Here is a 21,375-nt window from a genome sequence, read left to right on the forward strand (position 1 = left end):
CACGGTGATGCTGATGCCCACGCTGGGCTTGCGGCTCTCCTCGTCGCCCTCGAGCGGGTCGTTGTTGATGACGTCCTTCTGCATGGCGTTCACCTCCTCGGTGTGGTGGCAGGTGCCGATGGGGCCGACCGGACACCGTGCGGCGTCCGGGCGTCTGTGGACGGAGCGGCCGGGCGCGTCAGCCTCCGCAGGAGGAAGCGCACCGACCGTTCCGTGACGGCGGCGTGCTCGGCGCCGTCGTAGCCGTCGTGGCCGGAGTCCAGCCAGCCGACGTCGTGCGGGACCCCGGCCGTCTCCAGCGCCGCCAGGAACACCTCGACCTGTCGCGGCGGGCACTTGGTGTCGTGCCGGGCGGCCACCAGCAGGAGCGGGGCGCGGATGGCCGAGGCGTGAGTGAGCGGCGAGGCGTGCGCGTAGCGCTCCGGCACCTGTTCGGGCGTACCCCCGAACAGCGCCCGGTCCAGCGCCTGGAGGGCCGGGGTGGAGTGGTGGTAGGCGGTGGCGCAGTCCGCGAGCGGCTTGACGGCCACCGCGGCCGCCCACAGGCCGGGGTGCGTGCCCGCGGCCAGCAGGGTCAGATAGCCGCCCCAGGAGGTGCCGCACAGCCCGACCGCGTCCGGCCGGGCGACGCCGCGGCGTACGAGGTCCGCCCGCACCCGCACGAGGTCGGCCACCTGGGTGTGCCCGACGCCCTCGCTCCACGCGGAGCGCCAGCGGGCCCCGTAGCCCGTGGAGCCGCGGTAGTTGACCCGGGCCACGGCCAGCCCCGAACCGACCAGGGACTGCACCATGGGGTCGTAGACGTCGCGGTCGTGGTCGGCGGGGCCGCCGTGGACGAGCAGGACCAACGGCTGCGCGCCACGGCTGCCGGTGGGGCGGGAGAGGAAGGTGTGCACCGGGCCGTCGGGGCCGCCGTCCGTCCACAGCTCCTCACTGGTGCCGAAGCTGGGCAGCCGGGTGGCGTCGCCCCCGGGCAGCGGTGCCCCGGAGAGGGTCATGGGCCGGGCGGGGGTCACCGCGTCCGTGAAGACGAAATGGAGGTCGCCGTCCGGGGCGGGCGCGGCGTCGAGGAGGCTGCCGGGCGGGGTGGCCAGCGGGGTGAGCGTCCCCCGACTGAGGTCGGCGACGCCGACGAGCGTCCGGCCGTGCCGTTCCTGCCGGATCAGGACCCGTTCGCCGTCGGGGAACCAGCGGGCGGTGAACTCGGTGTCGCGCGCCGACCAGGGGTGCGGGCACAGGCCCCCGTCGGCGGTCCAGGTGGCGAGGCGGTAATGGCTCTCGTACTGCTGGATCAGCAACAGGCGCGGCGCACCGCCGCCGGGGGCGAACCCCCGCGCCCACAGCGGTCGCTCGCCGCCCGCCAGGGCGGCCACGGGACGGCCGTCGGCCGAAACGACGGTGACAGCCTCGGGCGCGCGGGCCGACCGGGTCAGTGCGAGCAGACCGGCGCCCGGGGCCACGTCGCACAGCCGGACGGCTCCCTCGTGGCCCGACAGGGCGCGCGGCCGCTCGCCGCGTCGGCCGAGGTGGACGGTCGTGCCGTCGGGCCGTCGCAGACCCAGCGCGACCGTGCCGTCCTCGGCGAAGGCCAGCCCGGCGAAGTGCCCGGGTGGCACGCCCGGGAACGCGGGAGTGCGCGGGCCGCCGTCGAAGTCCTGGGTGCACCAGATGCCGGTACCGTCCTGTCCCTCCGCGAACCACCAGACGACGCAGTCGGCGTCGACGGCGCAGAGCAGGGTGCCGTGGGGGCTCTTCGTCACCTGCCGGGAGCGCCCGGTGGCCCGGTCCCAGGTGAACACCTCGCAGCGGCCGCCGGCGTCGCCGACGTACACCATCCGGTCGGGCCGGGTGGGGCACACCTCCGGCAGGACGGGCCGGTAGACGCCCCACGCGCGCGTGGCGGTCATCCGACCACGCCCTCGGGCCGCCGCGCCGGGTCACCGGCTCCATGGACGAGGCCGCGCCGCGCGGTGCAGTAACCGGCCAGGCCCACGAGGGCGCCGGCGCTGCCGAAGGCGACCGCCCGGCCGCCCGTCCAGGCCACGAGGGCGCCCGCGGCCGCCGGGGCGAGTGCGGCCACCGTCTCGCCCGCCGTGCCGAGGACGGTGCCCACCCGGCCCTGGAGCCGGTCGGGGGTCAGGAGCACCACGCGCGCGTGGAGCACGATGCCCACGGCGGGGGCGGCGAGGCTCACGGTGCCGAGGAGCAGCCCGTACGCCCAGGTGTGCGTCACGAACCCGAGCCCGGCCGCGGCGGGGACCATGAGCCAGGAGGCGGCCACGACGACGCGGACCGGTCCCAGCCGTCGGATCACCCAAGGGCCGGCGAGCGCGCCGGCCAGCCCGCACAGGCCGCTGACGGTGAGGATCAGCCCGATGGCGGCGGCCCCGGCGCCCCGGGCGTGGGAGGCGAGTACGGCGTGGAAGTACAGCACGCCGAGTACGGCGTTGAGCCCCGCGGTCCACAGCGTCACGAACCGCAGGAACGGCTCGCGGCGGACGAAGCGCAGCCCTTCGGCCAGTTCCCGGGTGAAGCGGTCGCGGCGCGCGGCGCGCGAGGGGGTGAGGTCGGCCCGGATCGCATGCGTGAGGACGGCGACGCAGAGGAAGGAGAGCGCGTCGGCGAGTACGGGCACCCAGCGGGCGAGTTGGAACAGGGCACCGCCCAGGGACGGGCCGACGATCTGTACGGCCTGGTCACGGGATTGGAGGCGGCTGATGGCGGTCGTGTACCGCTCGGGCGGCACGAGGGCCCGGACGGTGCCCTGTGCCGCCGCCGCGTAGAGGGCACATGCGACGCGTTCGACGAGGGCGGCGAGCAGCACATGGGCGGGGGTGACCCTGCCCCAGGCCACCGCGACGAAGACCGAGCCCATGGCCCCGGCGGCCACGAGGGCGGAGCGGACCATCAGGGCGCGGCGGCAGCCGCGGTCCGCGAGCACCCCGGCGAACGGCGAGACGAGGAGCCCGCCGACGAGGGAGACGGAGGCCACGAGCCCGACGGTCCCCGGTGAGCTGCCCGACGCCAGGAGAATCAGCGGGAGGAAGAGCGCGGACGCGTAGGTGCCGAGTCCGTCGACGGCGCCGGCTGTCCAGAAATACAGGAAATCCCTTGGCGCGGTTCCCGTTCCGGCACCGGTCGTGCGTAATTCGCTCTCCTTGCCGCTCATCTCTCCACAGCCTCGGATTTCCCGGACGGGGAATTCCGGTACGCACACTTCGGGAGCGGGCACACGGGCATGGCCGACCTTCTTCCTTCGCCGCGAGAGGGTGCAGAAGGGAGGACGCGCGGGCAATTCGGTGAGCGATGGGGAGCGTAACCGAGGGGTTCACGGTGCGCAACGCTTCCACCAATGATTCCGGAGCGGTAGGGCCGTTCGGCGGCAATGCCCGGCGAATGGAATGGAAGGGGCCGGTTCCATATCCGGTGCGGAACGCACCGGGTGCACACGGAAAGGCCCTAGAAGCCCACCAGCGCGCCGCGGGAGACGTTCACGGTGGCGGAGGCCGGCACGCGGGCGCGGTCCGACGCCACGAGGGCCGCGGCGGCGGCGATGTCGGCCGGCGTCGCCGTGCGGACCGGCTCCGGCGTCCCCCCGGCGGCCGCCTTGAGCGTGACGACGCGGATGCCGTACCGGCCCAACTGGGAGGCCCACTGGCGGCGCAGCCCCTCCAGGGCGTCCAGGGCGACGTCGAAGCCGCCCGGTCCGGCGGCCGGGCCGGGGACCGGGCCGCCCAACGCCAGGATCGCCCCGGACCCGCGCACGGCCATGTGCCGCGCCACCGCGCCGGTGGTCAGGAAGTGGCTCCACGTGGCGGCCGTGGGGGCCGGTCGCGCGAACTCCCGCGCGGGGCGGTCTGCCGGCGGCGTCGGGAGCGTCGGGGTGATGTCGTAACCGATGAGGTTGAACGAGATGTCGATGCGCCCGGCCCGCCCGGCCACCCCGTCGACGAAGGCGTTGACGTCCTGCTCGTCGCGGGCGTCGAGGCGCGTCGTCAGGGCCGTGCCGCCCGCGGTACGGATCTCGTCGGCGACGGCGTCGAGCGCGGCGCGCGTACGGCCGGCCAGGAAGACCTCGGCTCCCTCGCGGGCGAAGGTACGGGCCACGGCGCGGCCGACCCGACCGCCCGCCCCGTAGATCACGGCGACCTTGTTCTCCAGCAGCATGGCGATCCGTTCTTCCGCGTCGCGAAGCGCTCCGACGGATGCCGTCGGAGCGCGGGCAGGGTGAAGAGAGGACTTTTCAGCGGTCGCCTCATGCTCCCAGGCCGGCGCCCGCACCCGGCTCCGGGACTCGTATGAAGAGTTGAGGTCATGGGCATCGAGGAAGGCGCCGACCGTCCCACCTCCGGTGACTACGTCGCGTGGAGGCGTGGCCCCGATCGTTTCCGGCCAGGGCACCGCAGGTTTTCCGTCCGGCGCGGTCTCCGGCCCGTCGGCCCACGGTGTCTGTCCCGTACAACTTCGGGATGACCTCGGCCTCGCGAGCCGGTCTGCAGATGTACGGAAAGCCGCCTCACGGGTGGATTCCAGATGCCTGGGCGAGGGCCTAGTTTCTTGATCATCGGTGGTGCGACGCCATGCCCGCCGATCGGTCGTGAAGTGAGGCATGCATGTACGGCAAGGCATTCGCACCGGAATACCGCGGTGCCCTCGGCGCGCTCTCGGTGAACTCCTCCCTCGAGGACGTTCTGGAGCAGGCGCTGGAACAGCGGCGGCGGGCCGAACTCTCGGGCAGTGCGCTGGAGTCGGCGCACGCGGGGCTCGCCGTCGCCGAGGCGAGCCGGCGTCTGGGCCGGGTGGAGGAGGCCGAACGGGCCTGGAAGGCGAGCTACCGGGCCGCGCGGCAGGCCGAGGACGAGGGGGCGATGGCCTGGGCGGTGTGGAGCGGCGGCACCCTGGCCCGGCAGCGGGGTGACCTCGCCCTGGCCCGGCGCTGGCTGGCCACCGCCGCCGAACTCGCCGAGCGCGGTGGGGACATCGTCGCCCGTGGCTACTCGCTCGCCGGGCTGGCCGAGACCGGACGGATCCAGGGCGACTACGAGGCGGTCGGTGAGCTGCACGAGAAGCTGCTCGCCGAGGCCAGACGGCGCGGCGAGGCCCGGCACACGGTGTGGGCGCTGGAGGGCATCGCGCAGATGCACCGCAACACCGGCTCGTACGACACCGCCCTCGCGCTCTTCGAGGAGGCGGCGGAGATAGCCGGGAAAGCGGAGGACGCGCGCGGCCGCGCCTGGGCCCTGCGCGGCATAGCCGACGTGCTGTCCCTGCGGGGCGACACCGAGCGGGCGCTGGAGCTGCTCTCCGAGGCGGAGGGCACCTGCCGGGAGATGCGGCTGGCCAGTGCGTTGGCGTACAACCACAAGATGCGCGGCAACGTCCTCTTCCGCGCCGCCCGTTACGAGGAGGCCCGCGCGTGCTACAGCGGCGCCCTGGAGGAGTTCCGGGCCATGGGCGAGCCCCGGGGCGAGGCGCTCTCCCGGCTCGGCCTGGTCAAGTCACGCGCCCGTCTGGGGCGGGACCTCGCCGAGACCGCCGCCGACCTCGACGAGCTGCACGTCACTCTCGGCCGGATCGGGCTGCTGCACGCCCGGGACATGGTCGACAAGGCGCGGACCGAACTGGGAATCGTGACCGCCGGGGCGGTGCCCGCCGGCTGACCCCGGCCACCACGCCCCGCACGCTCCCCGAACGAAGAGAGAAACCCATGACGTCTCCCACCGGCCTTCAGGCACCCCCGCCGCCCGTCCTGGACCGCTGCCGGGAACTGGTCGAACCGGCGCTGAGAGCGGCCGTGCGGACCCTGCATCCCTGGCCGCGGCGGATGGCGTCGTTCTCCCTCGGGTGGTGCGACGCCGACGGTCTGCCAGGCGCCGACGCGGGGAACGGCGGTGGCAAGGGCGTCCGCCAGGCCCTGGCCGTCCTCGGTGCCGAGGCCGTGGGCGCGCCCAGCGAGGCCGCCGTCGCGGGCGCGGTGGCCGTCGAGCTGGTGCACACCTTCTCGCTGGTCCACGACGACATCATGGACGGCGACGAGCGGCGCCGGCACCGGGACAGCGCGTGGAAGGCGTTCGGTACGGGGCCCGCGGTGCTGGCCGGGGACGCCCTGTTCGCCCTCGCGGTCGAGACCCTGGCCGGGGCCGGGGGCGACAGGGGGGCCGAGGCCGTACGTCATCTGTCCTGCGCGCTGCGAGAGTTGGTGCACGGCCAGGCCGACGACCTCCTCTTCGAGAACCGGCCGTGGACGGGTCCGCAAGCGGTGGACATACCCGCCTACCGGGCGATGGCCCTGCGCAAGACGGGTTCGCTGCTCGGTTGCGCCATGACGGTGGGCCCCGTGCTGGCCGGCGCCTCGCCGCTGCTGTCGGCGGCGCTCGCGGAGGCGGGCCGGCAGCTGGGCGCCGCGTTCCAGGCCGTCGACGACCTGCTGGGGATCTGGGGCGACCCGGAGTCCACTGGCAAGCCCGTCCACAGCGATCTGCACCGCAAGAAGAAGACACTGCCCGTCCTCGCGGCCCTCGCCTCGGACTCCGCGGCGGGCCACCGGCTGGCGCTGCTGCTCGACTCCGATGCCCCTCTGGACGCCGCGGACGCGTACTGCGCTGCCGGGCTCGTCGAGGAGGCCGGGGGCCGGGCCTTCACCTTGGCGGAGGCCCGACGCCATGTGGCGGCCGCGCACGACTGCCTCGACAGCGTGCCGCTCGTACCGCGCACGGTGGAGGAACTCCGGGCGCTTTCGGAGTTCCTGATAGACCGTCGGTTGTGAGGTCGAGCACCAGGTGACCGGAAATCCGCTGCTGATAAGGGTTACAACAAGGAGGCGCTCTCCAGCACCGAGTCGACTTCCCGCCGCTCGGTCGGGCCGGCCGGCTGGGTGATGCCGAGGAGGAAGGCCGAGCGGCTGTCGTCCACCGAGATGAGGGTCATGCGGAGATGGGACGTGTGTCCCTGACGGTCGTTCACCTTCAGCACCACGGTGTGCGCGGGGCGGTCGCTCACCGTCGTCGCCCGGGACTCCTCGATCGTCGACCGCCCCTCCGGGTAGAAGAACTCCGCGTTGGACCGGGCGGCGCGCTCGGTCTGGGGCCGCAGGGAGGACTGCGGTATGCCGCCCGCCCGACCGGCGAGCACGGTGCGGCCTCCTCCCTCGTCGCCGGTCCGGGTGTCGGAGGCCGTGCTCTTCATGGCCACCGATGAGGTGAAGGCATTGATCAGGCCGCCCTTGTCGTTGCGCTCCCAGCCCTCCGGGATCGCGTACGAGATGCCTGCCGCACCGTCCTTCACCCGTGGCCGGCCGGCCAGCGGGCCGCCGTCCTCCCTCGTCATGAACCACGTCACGGCGAGCCCGCACACCAGCGCGAGAACCAGCACCGCGACGACCCCGGCCACCGCCGCCCGGCGATTGCGCGCCGGTGCGGCGGGGGCGTACGGCAGGTGGGCGGGGCCGGGCGGATACGGCGGCGGGCTGACGGGCGAAGACGTGATCATGACCCCAGCATGCGGCGCCCGCCCGGCGGCGGCTTGAGTGTTCGTACTCACTCCGCTACTCAGTTCCATCTGTCTGCGAGCTGCGGCCTGTCGGCGGGGACGCGATTACCGAGGCGCCCGCGGGCTCACCTGGTCTCCCGCCGCAGGGGCGGCTCCGACGGCGCCTCCGGCTGCGGGCCGAAGAGGACGGCCTTGGCGATGGACGGTTTGAAGAGGGACGTGACCGGCTCGGTCAGGGACAGCACGCCCCGGAACGCGGCGCCGATCTCCGGGTTGCCGCAGGCGCGGTCCTGGACGCGGTTCAGGTACCAGTCGGCGGGCCGGTCGACCGCGCGCGGGCGCAGGGCATTGCCCCTGGCTCCCGGCATGTTCTTGTCGGCCCCGGCGGAGACGTCCCACGCCTGTTGCGCCGCGGCGAACAGGGCCTTCTGCACGGAGCCGGTCGTCGGTGTCCGACGGGGGTCGTCGAGGGCGTCCCGCAAGGCGACGGCGCTGAACGCCGAGACGGACAGACCCTGACCGTAGACGGGATTGAAGGCGCACAAGGCCTCCCCCGTGGCCAGGAAACCCGCCGGACGGCGGCCCGGCCGGTCGTAGCGGCGGCGGAGGTTGGCGGTCTTGCGGAAGCCGTGGATGGCGGATTCCGGCTCGGCCTCCAGCAACCAGTCGTGGAGGACGGGGTGGGGAAGCTCGGCGGCGAAGGCGAGGAACCCCGCCTCGTCGGTGGGCGGTTCGCAGCCGCGGAGTCCGGAGAGGATGACGGACCAGCGGCCGCCCTCCATGGGCAGCAGAATGCCGCCACGCGGCTGGGTGGGGTTCGGGACGACGTAGATGCCCCGGAAGTCCGCGTTCGCGTCGTCGTCGCGTGCCCGGTAGAACCGCGTGGAGTAGGCGAGCCCGGTTTCGAGCAACTCCTCGTGCGGCGGTTCGGCGCCGATCGCGGCCAGCCACACGGGGGCGTGGGACGAGCGGCCCGTGGCGTCCAGGACGAGGTCGGCCTTGAGGGTACGAACGTCCTGCCGCAGGGCCGCGGCCCCGCGTTCGCGCAGCCGGACACCTCGTACGCGCCTCGCGTCGCCGAGCAGCCCCGTCACCTCCATGCCCTGGAGGGTCGTGACCCGGGGGTTGCTCAGGACGCGCCGGCGTACGACCCAGTCGGTCAACGGCCGGGAGCCGGTGAGGATGTGCGTGGTGGCGGCGGTACGGCGGAACCATCGGCCTCCCTGCCACTGCACGACGTCACTGGGCATGCCGACGCGGGGGGATCCCTCCTCGCGCATCGTGTCCAGGATCCCGGGCAGCAACGCCTCCAGGGCCCGCTGGCCACTCTCCAACAGCACATGGGTGTGCCGGTCCTGCGGCAGGCCCGAACGGTGTTCGGGGCCGTCGGGGAACCGGTCGCGCTCGACGATGGTCACGGTGTCGGCGTGGGAGGCGAGTACATGGGCCGCGAGTAACCCGGCCATGCTCCCCCCGATGACGACGGCATGGCGCGCCGAGGGTGAGGTGCGCTCAGGGATGTCACTCGTCAAGGGCGTGCTCTGCGCTTCCACTGGGGCTCCTCGTGTCCGCTCTCGTACCGACCGCCGCTCCGACACCCGATCGGAACGGCTGTCAGATGATTTCGCACTTCGAAGTCCGAGGCGAACGGGCCCCCGGCACGGTCCGCCACTGCTCCGTGACTACCCTCGTAATCCGATCGAAGTTCACTTGCAGGGGGCAGGCTGTGCGGAGCGCCACGGTGACGGCTGACGACGACGAGATCCGGTGGGTCGAGCTACCGGGCCGGGAACCGACCCGTGTCTACGTGCACGGTCTGGGTGCGACGTCGGCGCCCTACTTCGCCGAGGTCGCGGTGCATCCCGCCCTGGCCGGCCACCGTTCGCTGTTGATCGACCTCTTGGGCCACGGCATCAGCGACCGGCCGACGGGCTTCGACTACAGCCTGGAGTCACATGCCGATGCCCTCGCCACGGCTCTGACGGCCGCGGGCGTCGACGGCGCGGAGCTGATCGCGCACAGCATGGGCGGTTCGGTGGCCATCGTCCTGGCCGCCCGGCACCCCCGACTGGTCTCCCGGTTGGTCCTGGTGGACGCCAACCTCGACCCCTTGCCGCGCACCCCCGGCTCCGGCGGCAGCAGTGGCATCGCCGCCTACTCGGAGCAGGAGTTCCTGACGGACGGGTGGCAGGAGATCCGTGACAGGGTCGGGGCGCACTGGTGGTCCACCATGCGCCTGGCCGGCCGGGAAGCCCTGCACCGCAGCGCCGCGCAGCTCATACGCGGGACGGTTCCCACCATGCGCGAACTCCTCCTGGGTCTGGGGATACCCCGCACCTATCTGCTGCCCGAGGCAGACGGCCCGCTGCCGGGCGCGGACGCGCTCGCCGCGGCCGGGGTGTCCGTGGTCCCCGTCCCGGACTGCGGCCACAACATCATGCTGGACAACCCCCAGGCGTTCGCGCACGCCACGGCGACGGCACTCGCGAAGCGATGAACGCCACGGCCGCCGCCGGGCTCCTTCACCTCATCGCCGCCGAGCCGACCCTGCTCGCCGCCGCCCGCGCCGACGCGAGCGAAGCGGACCTCGACCACCGCGCGCGCAACGAGAACCACCCCTGCCTCGGCTGCGGAAGCCCGGCCCGTTGCGCCGTCATTGTCAACTCCACGACGGCCGGGGCACGTTGGCTCGACCTGTGCTCCGCGTGCTGGCACGTCGTCCGCCGAGCCAACGACCTCGCGGGCGACGCGTAGCGTGGTGTGTGCCTACTGCCGTGCGGGGACGCTTTCGAGGTAGGCGCTGATGTCAGGATGGACGTCGGTGTGCAGGGGGCGGAGGAAGCGGGCCAGGAAGGTCTCGCGCATCCGCGTGCGCTGGATTTTCCCGCTGGTGGTCCGGTGCACGGTGTTGCGTGGCACGAGGACGAGGCTGGACGGGGTGCCCGTCGTGCTCCTCACGGCCTGTTTGATGAGCCCGGCGAGTTCCCGGTGGGTCAGACCGTCGAGCTTGTTCTCGTGCACCTCCTGGACGAGGACGATGTGTTCCCGGCCGGTGTCCACGCCGAAGGCGGCACCGGCGCCCGCGGCGGGGTGCGCATTGCGGCCCGCCTCCTCGATGTCCTGGGGGTAGAGGTTGCGGCCGTTGACGATGACGAGCTCTTTGAGGCGGCCGGTGACGTAGAGCTCGCCTTCGAGCAGAAAGCCGAGGTCGCCGGTGCGCAGGAACGGGCCGGTGCCATCGGTGAGGTGGGCGTGGAAGGTGTCACGGGTGGCCTGCTCGTGTCCCCGATAGCCCTGGGCGACGCTGCGGCCGGCCACCCAGATCTCACCGACGTGTCCCTCGGGGAGGGGCGTGGTGGTCCGGGGGTCGACGATGCGCAGATCCACGTCGACGGGCCGGCCGCTGGAGACCAGTTCGGTGCCGGTGCCGTCCGGGACGCTCACCGCGCGGTGCTGGGCCAGGGCGGTGGCGTCGACATGACGGGTGCGTGGGCCGGCGCCCCGGTGGCTGCCGGTGATCAGCAGGGTGGATTCGGCCATGCCGTACGCGGGCGCCCATGCCTGGGGGCGGAACCCGATGGGGCCGAGCCGTTCCACGGTCGTGCGCAGGGTGGAGGCTCGGACGGTTTCCGCACCGTTGAGTGCCCATTCCAAGCAGGAGATGTCGAGCGTTCGCAGGTCTTCGTCCCGTACGGTGCGCACCAGCCATGCGTAGGCGAAGTCGGGACCGAACGTGAAGGCCGCCCGGTACCGGCTGATCATCTGCAGCCATACGGCGGGGCGGGAGACGAACGTGATCGGTGAGGTGAAGACCATGTTCCCGCCCGCGTACAGCGGCTGGAGCAGTTGCCCGACCAGGCCCATGTCGTGGTAATGGGGCAGCCATCCGGCGCCGGTGCCGGACTTCGGTGAGCCGATGACGGTGTGGATCTGTTGTGAGTTGTGGAGCAGGTTGGCGTGGGAGACGGCGACGCCGCGCGGTTCGCCGGTGGAGCCCGAGGTGTACTGCAGGTAGGCGGTGGTCTGTGGGGTCACCTCCGGCAGCGCCGTGCGGGGTGCGGCGGGTGGTGGGGACGTGTCGGTGGCCAGGCAGCTCACGGTGGCGTGCAGGTCGGTGCCGCGCAGCCATTGGCGGAGCGCGTCCTGGTTGGCCCGGTCGGTGAGGATCAGCCGGATTCCCCTGTCCCGGATGATGGCCTCCGCGCGCTCCAGCGCCCGCGGGTCCGTGGCCGGCAGCGGCGCGGGAACGGCGATGGCCCGGGCGAAGAGGCAGCCGAAGAAGGCACTGAGGAATTCCAGTCCGGCCGGGTAGAGCAGCAGGACGGGCTGGTCGGTCGCGTCCGCGCCGGCCAGCCGGGCTGCGATGTCACGGGCCCGTTGTTCCAGTCCCGCGTAGGTCAGGCGGCCTGTTTCCTCCGCGCTGCCCCGTCGGCTCTCGACGAAGGCGAACCAGCGGGTGTCCGCGTACCGGCGCGCCTGCTCCCGCAGGCAGTGCGCGAAGCTGTTCATCGGTCGTCCCCGTTCGTGAGCGACATCGCCGGGCCGGTCGCGCGGGAGCGGTGTCCTTCGTGCGTGGCCCCGGACTCCAGGGCGTCCTGGATCCAGCTGACGGCGTCCGCGACCGTCCGCAGTTCCCATGCCTTTTCCTCGCTGATGGTGACGCCGAACCGGTCCTCGGCCGCCACCACGATCTGCACCATGCGCAGTGAGTCGAGCTCCAGGTCGGCGATGAAGGCCTTGTCCTCGTCGACCCGCTCGCCCGGGATGTCGGTGACGTCCCGCAGGATTTCGCTCAGGGTCCGCACGATCTCTTCCCTGGTCGTCGAAGAACGTGTCACCTTGATTACTCCGTGCTCGTCATGGTGTGTCACCTCGGGGTTCTTCCCGCGGTCGGGGGTTCCGGCGGGGTTCACGGCTGGACGTCGGCGGGGTTCCACGTCACGGGCAGGCTTTCCAGGCCGCGCTCGAACGGGCCGGGTCGCCAGCGCACGGGCCCGTCGAGGCGCAGGTCGGGGAAGCGGCGCAGCAGGATGCCGATGGCTGTTTCGGCGGTGAGGCGGCCGATCCGGGCCCCGAGGCAGTAGTGGGTGCCGTGGCCGTAGGCCAGGTGGGGGTTGGGGGTGCGTCGCAGGTCGAGTTCGTCGGGCCGGTGGAAGTGGGACGCGTCCCGGTTGGCCGAGCCGAGGGAGACGATCAGCGACGCGTCGGCGGGGACGGTGACGCCGCTGAATTCGACGGGTTCCAGCGTGCCGCGCCAGCTGGTGAAGGTGAGGGGGCTGTCGAACCGCAGGAGCTCGTCCGTGGCCGTCGTGATCAGGGTGGGGTCGGTGCGCAGGAGGTCGGCCTGTTCGGGGTGGGTCAGCAGGGTGTGCATGCTGTTGCCGACGCCGTTGATGCTGGGGTCCTGCCCCGCGACCAGCATCAGCAGGAACATGCCCCGCAGTTCGTCCTCGGTGATGAGACGTTCCTCGTCGCAGGCGCGCACCAGCAGTGACAGCAGGTCGTCACCCGGGCGTCGGCGCTTGTCGGACAGGATGGCGCGCGTCATCTCGTCCGCCTGGTAGGCCAGGGCCCGGAAGTAGGGGACGGTGGTGTTCCAGTCGACCAGTCGCCAGGTCAGGGCGCGCAGTTGGGGCAGGTCGGGGACCGGGGCACCGAGGACGGCGAAGAGGACTTGTGCCCCGAGCGGGTAGGCGACCTCGGCCATCAGGTCGGCGTGCCCGCGGGGTGCCATCCGGTCGACGCGTGCGTTGACGATGTCGGTGATCCGTGCGAGCCATCGGTCCTGCCGGTGCGGGGTGAACAGGGGGGCCATCAGGCGCCGCAGCTCACCGTGGCGTGGTTCGTCGGTGTCCAGGAGGTGGGTGAACAACCGCTCGCGGAGCTCGCTGGGCCATGCGCCACCCCACAGGATGCCGGCCGGTGTGCGCTTGCTGTCGCAGCTCACCCGCGGGTCCTTGTGGGCCCGGCGGACGTCCTCGTACCGGGTCAGCAGCCAGCCGGGGCCGTCGGGGGTGACGATGTGGCTCACGGGCCGGTTCTCGCGCAGCCACCGCAGGGTCGGGTGGGGGTCCTGGTGGAACCGGTCGGTGAAGGGGGCCGGAAGTCCTGTCGGCAGATCGGCGGGCGGCCACCCGGCAGGGTGCGCCCGCTTCGCCCGCGCCACCGGCTCGGGGCCCGCCGTGACGCTGCCGGGTCCGATCTCCCGGTCGAAGATTTCACAGAGGGCCTGACGTGGCCGGACACCGTCGGCCACCGAGACCGCCTGCAGATGGCTGGTGCGCAGCATGGGGTAGTTCGCTTCCCCGAAAGCGCCACCGCTGAGCCCGGTGCCGCCGTGCGGGGGCAGGTAGGGAATCGCGGCGAGGTGGGAGTCGTTGACGCGCAGCTGTCCGTACGACGTGGTCCGTTCCAGGAACTGCTCGGCCACATGACCGTCGCGCGTCCACAGCGAACAGCGCAGCCCGTAGGCGTTGGCACGGACGAACGTCAGGATGTTCTCCAGGAGAGGCCGGTCTTCGCCCGGGTCGGGCACCACCACGGTCATCAGGGGGAAGAACGTCTCGTGCCGGACGGCGCGCAGGCGGTTCGCCCGCCGGATGCCGTCCACCCGCACCAGGGCGGGTTCCAGGAAGACTCCGGTGTCGCATTCCTCGCCGTGGACGTCCAAGTGCCGTCCGCCGGCGAGCACGCGCGCGCCGTGCTCACGCGCGTCGGCCAGTGCCGCGTCGTAGCCGGCGCTGTGGGGTGTGGGCACGAGGACGACGTCCGGGTCCTCGGGACGGCCCGGGCGCAGGTCGCGGACGGCTGCTTGGAGCCGGTCCAGGAGTTCGTCCGCCACCTCGGGGTGCGCGAGGGCGATGTTGGGCGCGCAGCAGATCTGCCCGGACGCGTGGAAGGACTCGGTCAGCGCCTCGACTGCCGGAGCGAGGTCGGCGTCCTTCCAGATCACGACCATGTCGTTGCCCGCCAGCTCCAGCACCGGCTTCTTGCCCCGCGCCAGACAGTCCTGCTGCAGGCGCAGTCCCCGTGTGCTGTCGCCGAAGTAGAGGATGTCGTCGACCAGCGGGCTCGCCAGCCACGTCCTGAGTGTCGTGTCCGGGTCCGCGCACAGGGCGGAGAGCGTCCCCGGTGGTGCTCCCACTGCCGTGAGCGCGGGAGCCGCCACGTGTCGCAACAGGTACATGGCCGCCAGCGGTGCCTGCCGGGACAGGCGCACCACCAAAGAGTTGCCGGCCATCGCTGCCTGAAGCGCGGCGGCGACCCCGACCAGGGGGGTGTTCAGGGGCGGCTGGACACAGACCACACCGTCGGGCCGGCGCCGGAGCATCAGCCGGCGGCCACCCGCGGACACCTCGGTCCGCATCTGTTGCGCGCACCAGCGTGTGGTCTCCGGCCCGAAGAACGTCAGCACGCTCGAGATCTCGGACCTGGCGAGCCGCAGGGGGTGGCCCTCCCCGACCAGGAGCTCGACCACCTGTGCGGCGTGGTCCTTGACGCCCGCCCTGAAGAGTTCGGCGAACTTCATCCGTTGCTCGAACGGCACCCGCGCCCAGGCGGGGACGGCCCGCGCCGCCGCGCGCAGGGCCTCCTCCATCAGTTCCGGGCGTGCCAGGGCGCAGCGGCCGAGGACCACGTCCGGGTGCTCCGCGACGGACATCGTTCCCCGGTCCAGGGACTTCTTGTACGCGGTGGCACCCAGCGGGTCGTCGACGAGTGCTGTGGCCCGGACGGAGTAGGTCCAGGCGTCCTCGTTGCGGACCGCTTCTCCCGCGACGAACGAGGGGAAGTCGTGAACGAGCGCGGCCGGCCGTGCGACGGACGGGGACGGGTGGTCTTCCGAGATGGTCATGCTCGTCACCTCACGTTCAGCCGAGGGAGCTTCGGCCTCGGCCGCCATCGGCATACTCATGCCTGTCGGCTCGTGAACGCCGGTGCGACGCGCCGGGAGTGCCGTGGCGGCGCCCGCGGGGCGCGCTCCACGGGCGCCGGCTAACCGGTGGTGAGCTCCCCGGTGCACACGCCGAAGGCGTCGCCCTCCTTGACGGTGCCGGCGCCGAAGGTGTCGTTGAGCACCTTCGCGAACTCGGGGGTGACGTTCACGTCAAGATTCAGCAGCCGCACGGTCGCCTTCAGCGGCGTGAGGGAAAGTTTCGGCTCGAGCGTGGGCGGCGCGGCGTAGGCGAAGGTGGGAATGCGGGCCCCCGCCGGGTCGGCCGCGGACTTCACCACAGCGCTGGCACCGCCCGTCGGGAGCGTGGCTTCGGGGTCGAGGACCTCGACCGTTTTGCCCTGCGCGTTCTTGAGGACGAATGCTCCCTTGGTGAGGAAGCGCATATCGATCGCCTTGGCCAGGGAAGCCGGGTCGGCGACCACAGCGGCCGGGTCGGCTTTGAGGTTGAGCAGCCCCGACCGCCCCGTGAACGCCACCGCCGGCCACGTGGCGTCCTTCCCCGGGGTCCGCGCCTCGAACGTCACCCCGGGCGCCTTCGAGACATAGACACACTCCCCGGCAAGGGAGGTCACCTTGAGCACGGTGGGGGCATAGGCGTACGCGCTCACGGTGATCACGGGGAGCATCACCGCCACCACGCCCAGCGCCACGGTTCGCGTCCGGCGCATGAACTCTCCGTTCCTGACGGCTGTAGCCACGTCGCACCATCCTCACCCCGGGCCTGTGGCGGTGCACCGCGCCGGTGGACGAACGAGTGACGGCATGTCCGGCCACAGCCACACGATCGCGGAGCCGGTGTCCTCATGGAGATGCCTTGAGAGCGGCGGCCAGATCCGCGCGGCCTCGGATGCCGAGCTTGCGGTAGGCGTGGGTCAGGTGGGTCTCCACGGTGCGCACGGCCACGTGCAGCAGTGCGGCGATCTCGCTGTTGCTGTGGCCGGCCACGACCAGCAGCGCGACCCGGTGCTCGCTGGGGGTGAGAGCCACGCTGCCGGTGTGCCGGGGCCGTCGCGGCCGTGCTCCGCAGCCGCGCAGGGCCTCCTGCGCGGCCGGCCGCAGGCGGACCGCTTCCGTGCGTTCGGCACGGCGGGCGGCCTCGCGCAGCACCTCGCGGGCCTGCAGCCGCTGTCCGCAGTGGTGGTACGCCGTTCCGAGCGAGAGAAGCGCGGGGATCAGTTCGGGGAGGGGCTCGGCCGCGTTCCGTAGCACCGTCACCGCCTGCTGGGCCAGTTCCAGGCCGTGCCGCCCGCCGAGTGCCGCGGCCAGGGCGCGCAGCGCGCGTCCGACGGTGCGGGGTGTCCCCCAGATGAGGGCCAGTCGGTGTTCCTCCGTGGCAAGGGGGACGGCGTGCTCCGGGGACCTCAGCGCCAGGTGGCAATCGGCGGCGGCCGAGCGCCACGGGGTGACGACCGGGCTCACCACGTGCCGGGCGGACTGGCGGCTGCCGCACTCCAGGAAGTCGGCCAGGGCACTGCCGGGGTCGCCGGACGCGAGGCGCAGCATGCCCCGGGCGTAGAGGAATTCGCTCCATTCCCAGGAGCCGTTCGTCCCGCGCGCGGTGACGGCGTCGGCGAGGCGGCCGGCTTCGGTCAGCCGGCCGGTCTCGGTCAGGGCGATGAGTGCCTGGGCGTTGAGGTGGGCGTTGTCCGAGAGGGTCCCGGTCTGCCATCCGGTGCGGGTGCCCCACAGTGATGTGTCGGCGAGCAGTGCGCGGTACCGGCCGCGCATCACCAGGGTCTCCGCGTGGACACTGAGCAGGCTCTGCCGGCCGGGGTGCAGCTTCGGCAGCCGGTGGGCGGCCAGCCCGCGGGCCACCCACCCCTCGGCCTCCGGTAACGCGTCCGCCCATTGTGCCAACGTCGCGGTCGACGCCAGCAGATACGGTTCGAGGAGTGGGTCCAGGGGCACCGTCATCAGGACCCTGGCCCGTCCCATGACCTCGGCCGCCGACAGGTGTCCGGCTGTGGCTCCGTATTCGGTCAGCAGGGCCTGCGCGGTCGGGGCGAGCCTTTCGGGGGCCTGTGCCCCGATGCGTCGAAGCTCCGCCACCACGCGCAGCCAGCTGTCCCCGTCGTGCGAGGCGACCAGGGCGGTCGCCGCCTGGACCGCGTGCGCCAGGTCCGCGGAGCCGGTGAACTCATCGGCCAGGTCGCCGAGCACGTCGAGGGCCGTATGGACCTCGCCCCGGGCCACCAGGGCCGCGCCGAGTGAGGCGGCGGCGCGCACCTTCCCGGCGACGTGCCGTTGCAGGCGCAGCGCCTCCGCGAAGTGGCGTACGCCGCAGGGGCGCTCGTCCTGTGCTTCCAGACAGCCGAGTTCGGTCAGTGCCTCACCCCGGCGGCGGACGGACAGCGGCTCTTCGAGTACCCGCCGCAGGCAGGCGATGGCCTCGGCGGTCCGGGCGGCGCGGACCGCCCGCGCGGCGGCGGCCAGCAGCGCGTCGACGGCCCAGGGTTCTCCCACCGCGGGCACGGCCAGCAGATGGCGCGCCACCGCGTCGTCCCGGTCTCCGCGGCTGTGCAGGAGTTCGGCCGTGCGGCGGTGGATGTCGGTCCGCTGCTGCCGGTCCACGGTGTTCCGCACGGCTTCGCGCAGGAGGGGGTGGGCGAAGGCCGGGCGACCGTCCGGCGAGGCAGGCCGCAGCAGGCCCTGACGGGTGAGTTCATCGATCCAGCCGCCGGTCCGGGACGGATCGGATCCGGCGACCCGGGGCAGAAGGGTGAGGACGTCCTCCTCTTCCTGGAGCTCGGCGAGGACACGGGCGGCGGTCCGTGTCCCGGCGTCCGCGCTGTGCAGCCAGCGGTTCACCGCTCCGTTGAGGGCCCCGTGGTGGAGCGGGGCGCAGCGTTCGGGGAGGCGGAGCGGGACCGACTCGTCGGCGGCCGGCTCGTGGAGGTCGGCGAGCAGGGCGTGCAACAGCAGCGGGTTGCCGCCGCCGGCCTGGACGCAGTCGTCCAGGAGGGGCTGTGGTACGTCCTTGCCGAGCACGCTCCGCACCACGTCCGCGGAGGCCGCCGGCCCGAGGGGGCCGAGCACGCAGTGCGCGTCCGCCGGTCTGCCGCAGTGGTCGGTGAAGGCGGGCCTCGGCAGGACGAGGTCGTACTGGCATCGTTCCGTCACCGCCAGCAGGACCGGCAATCGGTCCAGCCGTCTGGCCACCTGCGCGAGCCAGCGCCGCGAGGAGGCGTCGGCCAGGTGGATGTCGTCCACGGCGAGGAGGACCGGGGCCCGCGCGGTGTGCGAACGGAGAGCGCTCCACAGCCGCGACGGCAGATCCGCCGCGTACAACGAGCCGTCCCAACGCGTGTCGTCCGCCACCCACGGCACGGCGTTCCTCCCCTGGAGGACGGCGTCGAACATCTGCAGGACCACGCCGAAGGCGGCGTCCGACTCCTGATCGGAACACCTGGCACAAAGCGCCGTCGTCCCCCTGTGTGCCGCGTCCCGGGCGAGTGTCTGCAGCACGGCGGTGCGGCCGGAGCCCGTGGCGCCACGGATCACCAGCAGTCCGCCGGCGCCCGCCCGGGCCCGGTCGAGCAACGCCCGGCCCCGGGCCAGGGGTTCCGCGCGTTCCCACAGCGCGCCGGGGTGCTCGTGGAGGTGGCCCTGGAGTGATGTGACGGTCATGGGAGAGCTCCTGGACGGTCATGGGGTGGCGTGCAGGTGGCGGGTGACTACATGTCACCAAGTATGTCTTTTCTTCGAGCGTTCCCGACGGGGCGGCGGCCGGGCAGTCGTGAGGGGTCGGCAGCACGGGGAGCGGGCTTTCGCCGCGTGATCTCGTGGTCGCCCACGATGGTGGGTGCCCGGCGCCGCAGGAAGGATGACCGTGTCTCGGGGACGCTCGTCGCCGGCTCGGCCCGGCGTCGTAGGGCGGTATTCCCGCGGGTTCGTCTCCGCGGCACGCCCCACCCCGGGACGGACCACCGGCGGCCGACGCGCCGCTTGGTGTCCGCGCCCGCGCGGGTGGCACCGCCGTCGGCCGGCCCGGGAAACCCCTTCCTCACCCTCAAGGAGCCTTGTGCAAACCATCAGTTCGACCGCGGGGTGGACCGCGGCTGCCAGGGAGCTGGAGTCCGTGCGCGCGGACCGCATCCTGGAGGATCCGCTGACGCTGTGCACCGACGCGGAACGCCGGCAGTGGCAGGACGTCGTGGTGTCCGTGCTCGGGTACTCGCCGCCCGTCGTCTCCGTCCGGGCACGGCTGGGGGACGAGGCGGTCCGGATGGCCGCCGAGGACGGCATCCGGCAGGTGGTCTCGCTGGCCGCGGGCCTCGAATCCCGGGTCTTCAGGCTGGAACTGCCCACTGATCTCCTCTACATGGAGGTCGATCTCCCCGCTCTTCTGGAAGCCAGGCGTCAACGCCTGGACCAGGCCGGACTCTCCCCGCGCCCGCGCTGCCGCCGGGTCGAGGTCGCCGCCGACCTGAGCGGGGACTGGAGGCAGCGGCTCGAGGACTCCGGATTCGACCCCCGGGCCCGGACGCTGTGGGTCGTCGAAGGGCTGCTCCCCTACCTGGACGCCGAAGCCTGCGACACCCTGCTGCGCACCGTACGGGGCCTGTCGGCCCCCGGCAGCCGGCTGTGGTGCGACCACATCCATCCCGATGTCTTCACCGCGGCGCACTACGCCCCGGTCCTGGCGAGCCTCGACGAGCTGGGGGTGCTGTGGGCCAGTGGCTGGACCGACCCCGTGGACCGGCTCGCGGCGACGGGCTGGGCGGGCCGTACCTGGACGGTCAAGGACCTGGCGCGCCCCCGGCCGGGCAATCCGCCGGCGGCGTGGATGCCGCCGGTGCCCGCCAGGGCGGACACCTCCGACTCCGGATACCACTGGCTGATCTGGGCGCACACCGCCTGACGGTGCCCCGGTCCTCGTACGGGAGACAGCATGACCCTGCCTGCCAGCAGCACCGCGGCCCGCGACACGGCAGTCGCCAACGAGCACCGCGAGATGCTGCGCGCACTGACCGGCACCCCCAAGCGCCTTGCCACCAAATGGCTCTACGACGCCCGCGGCAGCGAGCTCTACACCGCCATAGCCCAGCAGCCCGAGTACTACCTCGACGAGGCCGAATGGGAGATCGTGGCCCGTCACGGGGCCGGCATCGCGGCCCGGACGCGCGCCCGCACCCTGGTGGACCTCGGCGCGGGCTCCGGCCGCAAGACCCGGCTGCTCCTCGACACCCTCTGCGCGGAGGGCTGCCTGGAGCAGTACGTGCCCGTCGACATCAGTGACGCCGCTCTGCGCGGTACCGAGCGGGCCCTGCGCGCCGACTACCCACGGCTCGCCATCCACCCGCGCGTCGCCGACTTCACCACCACGCCCCTGGGCCTGAACCCCGGGGGCGCCCCGGTCCTGCTCACCCTCTTCGGCGCCACCTACGGGAACTTCCGGCCCGACGAGGGGCGCAGCCTGCTGGCGACGTTGCGGGCCCAGCTGCGGCCGGGCGACGGGCTGCTCCTGGGCACCGACCTGGTCAAGGACGAGGCAGTCCTGACCGCCGCCTACGACGACCGCGCGGGGGTGACCGCCGCCTTCGCCAAGAACGGCCTGACGGTCCTCAACCGGAAGCTCGGCGCGAACTTCCGCCTCGGCGACTTCGACCACGACGTCACCTGGAATCCGCGCCGACGGCGTATCGAGAACGCGCTGCGGGCCCGCCGTTCCCACACCGTCACCCTTGCCGCGCTGGACCGCGTCGTGTCCTTCGCGGCCGGAGAGCGGCTGTATGTGGGGATATCGACCAAGTTCTGCCAGGAAGGGGTACGTTCCGAGCTGGAGGCGGCGGGCCTGCGGCTGGACCGCTGGTGGACCGACAGCGCACACCGCTACGCCGTGTCACTCGCCTCGGTCGCCGAAGGTCCGGAACCACCCTGATGCGCCCGAAGTGGCCCCACGTATCCTCGGCCACAGGGGCCGCGAACGGATG

General features: G+C 72.8%; 15 protein-coding genes and 1 pseudogene. 6 read left to right on the forward strand and 10 right to left on the reverse strand.

Annotated features, from left to right (window positions below; genetic code table 11):
• Positions 1–89: 89 nt before the first annotated feature.
• From AB8O64_RS04155 to AB8O64_RS04165, 3 genes are all read right to left on the reverse strand, one after another.
• On the reverse strand, positions 90–1,907 hold the full coding sequence (locus tag AB8O64_RS04155; RefSeq protein WP_370417907.1) for an alpha/beta fold hydrolase: 1,818 nt from the start codon (positions 1,905–1,907) through the stop codon (positions 90–92).
• Positions 1,904–3,169, reverse strand: a complete 1,266-nt coding sequence (locus AB8O64_RS04160) for an MFS transporter (RefSeq protein WP_370417908.1) — start codon at positions 3,167–3,169, stop codon at positions 1,904–1,906. Before AB8O64_RS04160 ends, AB8O64_RS04155 begins: the two co-directional genes overlap by 4 nt.
• A 290-nt stretch (positions 3,170–3,459) precedes the next feature.
• Positions 3,460–4,167 (reverse strand): SDR family NAD(P)-dependent oxidoreductase, encoded by a 708-nt coding sequence (locus AB8O64_RS04165; RefSeq protein ID WP_370417909.1) that lies wholly within the window; start codon positions 4,165–4,167, stop codon positions 3,460–3,462.
• Between the two features lie 446 nt (positions 4,168–4,613).
• Between AB8O64_RS04165 and AB8O64_RS04170 the strand changes: the two genes are divergently transcribed.
• Together AB8O64_RS04170 and AB8O64_RS04175 are read left to right on the forward strand one after the other, a co-directional pair.
• Positions 4,614–5,660 (forward strand): tetratricopeptide repeat protein, encoded by a 1,047-nt coding sequence (locus AB8O64_RS04170; protein ID WP_370417910.1) that lies wholly within the window; start codon positions 4,614–4,616, stop codon positions 5,658–5,660.
• 47 nt (positions 5,661–5,707) lie between these two features.
• Positions 5,708–6,766: a polyprenyl synthetase family protein gene (locus tag AB8O64_RS04175; RefSeq protein WP_370417911.1), complete on the forward strand. Its 1,059-nt coding sequence runs from the start codon at positions 5,708–5,710 to the stop codon at positions 6,764–6,766.
• Between the two features lie 41 nt (positions 6,767–6,807).
• Here the strand turns inward: AB8O64_RS04175 and AB8O64_RS04180 are convergent, their stop codons facing one another.
• Complete coding sequence (locus AB8O64_RS04180) at positions 6,808–7,488, reverse strand: hypothetical protein (protein WP_370417912.1); 681 nt, start codon at positions 7,486–7,488, stop codon at positions 6,808–6,810.
• A 125-nt stretch (positions 7,489–7,613) separates the two neighbouring features.
• A complete protein-coding gene (locus AB8O64_RS04185) occupies positions 7,614–9,020 on the reverse strand; it encodes an NAD(P)/FAD-dependent oxidoreductase (RefSeq protein WP_370423785.1) in 1,407 nt (468 codons plus the stop codon).
• Positions 9,021–9,214: 194 nt separating this feature from the next.
• Here AB8O64_RS04185 and AB8O64_RS04190 point away from each other — a divergent pair, with 194 nt between their 5' ends.
• Both AB8O64_RS04190 and AB8O64_RS04195 read left to right on the forward strand, forming a co-directional pair.
• Complete coding sequence (locus AB8O64_RS04190; RefSeq protein ID WP_370417913.1) at positions 9,215–9,985, forward strand: alpha/beta fold hydrolase; 771 nt, start codon at positions 9,215–9,217, stop codon at positions 9,983–9,985.
• Positions 9,982–10,242, forward strand: coding sequence for a hypothetical protein (locus tag AB8O64_RS04195; protein WP_370417914.1), 261 nt, complete (start codon positions 9,982–9,984; stop codon positions 10,240–10,242). Before AB8O64_RS04190 ends, AB8O64_RS04195 begins: the two co-directional genes overlap by 4 nt.
• 12 nt (positions 10,243–10,254) lie before the next feature.
• On the opposite strand, the gene AB8O64_RS04200 is transcribed toward AB8O64_RS04195, so the two are convergent.
• From AB8O64_RS04200 to AB8O64_RS04220, 5 genes and pseudogenes are all read right to left on the reverse strand, one after another.
• Positions 10,255–11,997 (reverse strand): fatty acyl-AMP ligase, encoded by a 1,743-nt coding sequence (locus AB8O64_RS04200; RefSeq protein WP_370417915.1) that lies wholly within the window; start codon positions 11,995–11,997, stop codon positions 10,255–10,257.
• Between the two features lie 89 nt (positions 11,998–12,086).
• Positions 12,087–12,326: pseudogene (locus AB8O64_RS04205) on the reverse strand (acyl carrier protein); the annotation flags it as partial.
• Positions 12,327–12,397: 71 nt separating this feature from the next.
• Positions 12,398–15,340 carry an aldehyde dehydrogenase family protein gene (locus tag AB8O64_RS04210; RefSeq protein WP_370417916.1) on the reverse strand — a complete coding sequence of 981 codons (2,943 nt, stop codon included), beginning with the start codon at positions 15,338–15,340 and terminating at the stop codon, positions 12,398–12,400.
• Positions 15,341–15,480: 140 nt separating this feature from the next.
• Complete coding sequence (locus AB8O64_RS04215) at positions 15,481–16,110, reverse strand: hypothetical protein (protein ID WP_370417917.1); 630 nt, start codon at positions 16,108–16,110, stop codon at positions 15,481–15,483.
• Positions 16,111–16,243: 133 nt separating this feature from the next.
• Entirely contained in the window at positions 16,244–19,069 is a 2,826-nt protein-coding gene (locus AB8O64_RS04220; protein WP_370417918.1) for an AAA family ATPase, read from the reverse strand.
• 394 nt (positions 19,070–19,463) lie between these two features.
• Here AB8O64_RS04220 and AB8O64_RS04225 point away from each other — a divergent pair, with 394 nt between their 5' ends.
• Both AB8O64_RS04225 and egtD read left to right on the forward strand, forming a co-directional pair.
• The gene (locus tag AB8O64_RS04225) at positions 19,464–20,303 is read left to right on the forward strand and encodes a class I SAM-dependent methyltransferase (protein ID WP_370417919.1); all 840 of its coding nucleotides are present in this window, start codon (positions 19,464–19,466) and stop codon (positions 20,301–20,303) included.
• Between the two features lie 30 nt (positions 20,304–20,333).
• A complete protein-coding gene (gene egtD / locus AB8O64_RS04230; protein WP_370417920.1) occupies positions 20,334–21,323 on the forward strand; it encodes an L-histidine N(alpha)-methyltransferase in 990 nt (329 codons plus the stop codon).
• Positions 21,324–21,375: the final 52 nt, after the last annotated feature.

This window comes from Streptomyces sp. QH1-20 (assembly GCF_041283565.1).
Lineage (GTDB): Bacteria > Actinomycetota > Actinomycetes > Streptomycetales > Streptomycetaceae > Streptomyces > Streptomyces syringius.

Bases quoted from the DNA above. Each gene is read 5' to 3' on its own strand.
- AB8O64_RS04155 (WP_370417907.1), bottom strand. From the start codon at position 1,907: ATGACCGCCACGCGCGCGTGGGGCGTCTACCGGCCCGTCCTGCCGGAG.
- AB8O64_RS04160 (WP_370417908.1), bottom strand. From the start codon at position 3,169: ATGAGCGGCAAGGAGAGCGAATTACGCACGACCGGTGCCGGAACGGGA.
- AB8O64_RS04165 (WP_370417909.1), bottom strand. From the start codon at position 4,167: ATGCTGCTGGAGAACAAGGTCGCCGTGATCTACGGGGCGGGCGGTCGG.
- AB8O64_RS04170 (WP_370417910.1), top strand. From the start codon at position 4,614: ATGTACGGCAAGGCATTCGCACCGGAATACCGCGGTGCCCTCGGCGCG.
- AB8O64_RS04175 (WP_370417911.1), top strand. From the start codon at position 5,708: ATGACGTCTCCCACCGGCCTTCAGGCACCCCCGCCGCCCGTCCTGGAC.
- AB8O64_RS04180 (WP_370417912.1), bottom strand. From the start codon at position 7,488: ATGATCACGTCTTCGCCCGTCAGCCCGCCGCCGTATCCGCCCGGCCCC.
- AB8O64_RS04195 (WP_370417914.1), top strand. From the start codon at position 9,982: ATGAACGCCACGGCCGCCGCCGGGCTCCTTCACCTCATCGCCGCCGAG.
- AB8O64_RS04200 (WP_370417915.1), bottom strand. From the start codon at position 11,997: ATGAACAGCTTCGCGCACTGCCTGCGGGAGCAGGCGCGCCGGTACGCG.
- AB8O64_RS04210 (WP_370417916.1), bottom strand. From the start codon at position 15,340: ATGACCATCTCGGAAGACCACCCGTCCCCGTCCGTCGCACGGCCGGCC.
- AB8O64_RS04215 (WP_370417917.1), bottom strand. From the start codon at position 16,110: ATGCGCCGGACGCGAACCGTGGCGCTGGGCGTGGTGGCGGTGATGCTC.
- AB8O64_RS04220 (WP_370417918.1), bottom strand. From the start codon at position 19,069: ATGACCGTCACATCACTCCAGGGCCACCTCCACGAGCACCCCGGCGCG.
- egtD (WP_370417920.1), top strand. From the start codon at position 20,334: ATGACCCTGCCTGCCAGCAGCACCGCGGCCCGCGACACGGCAGTCGCC.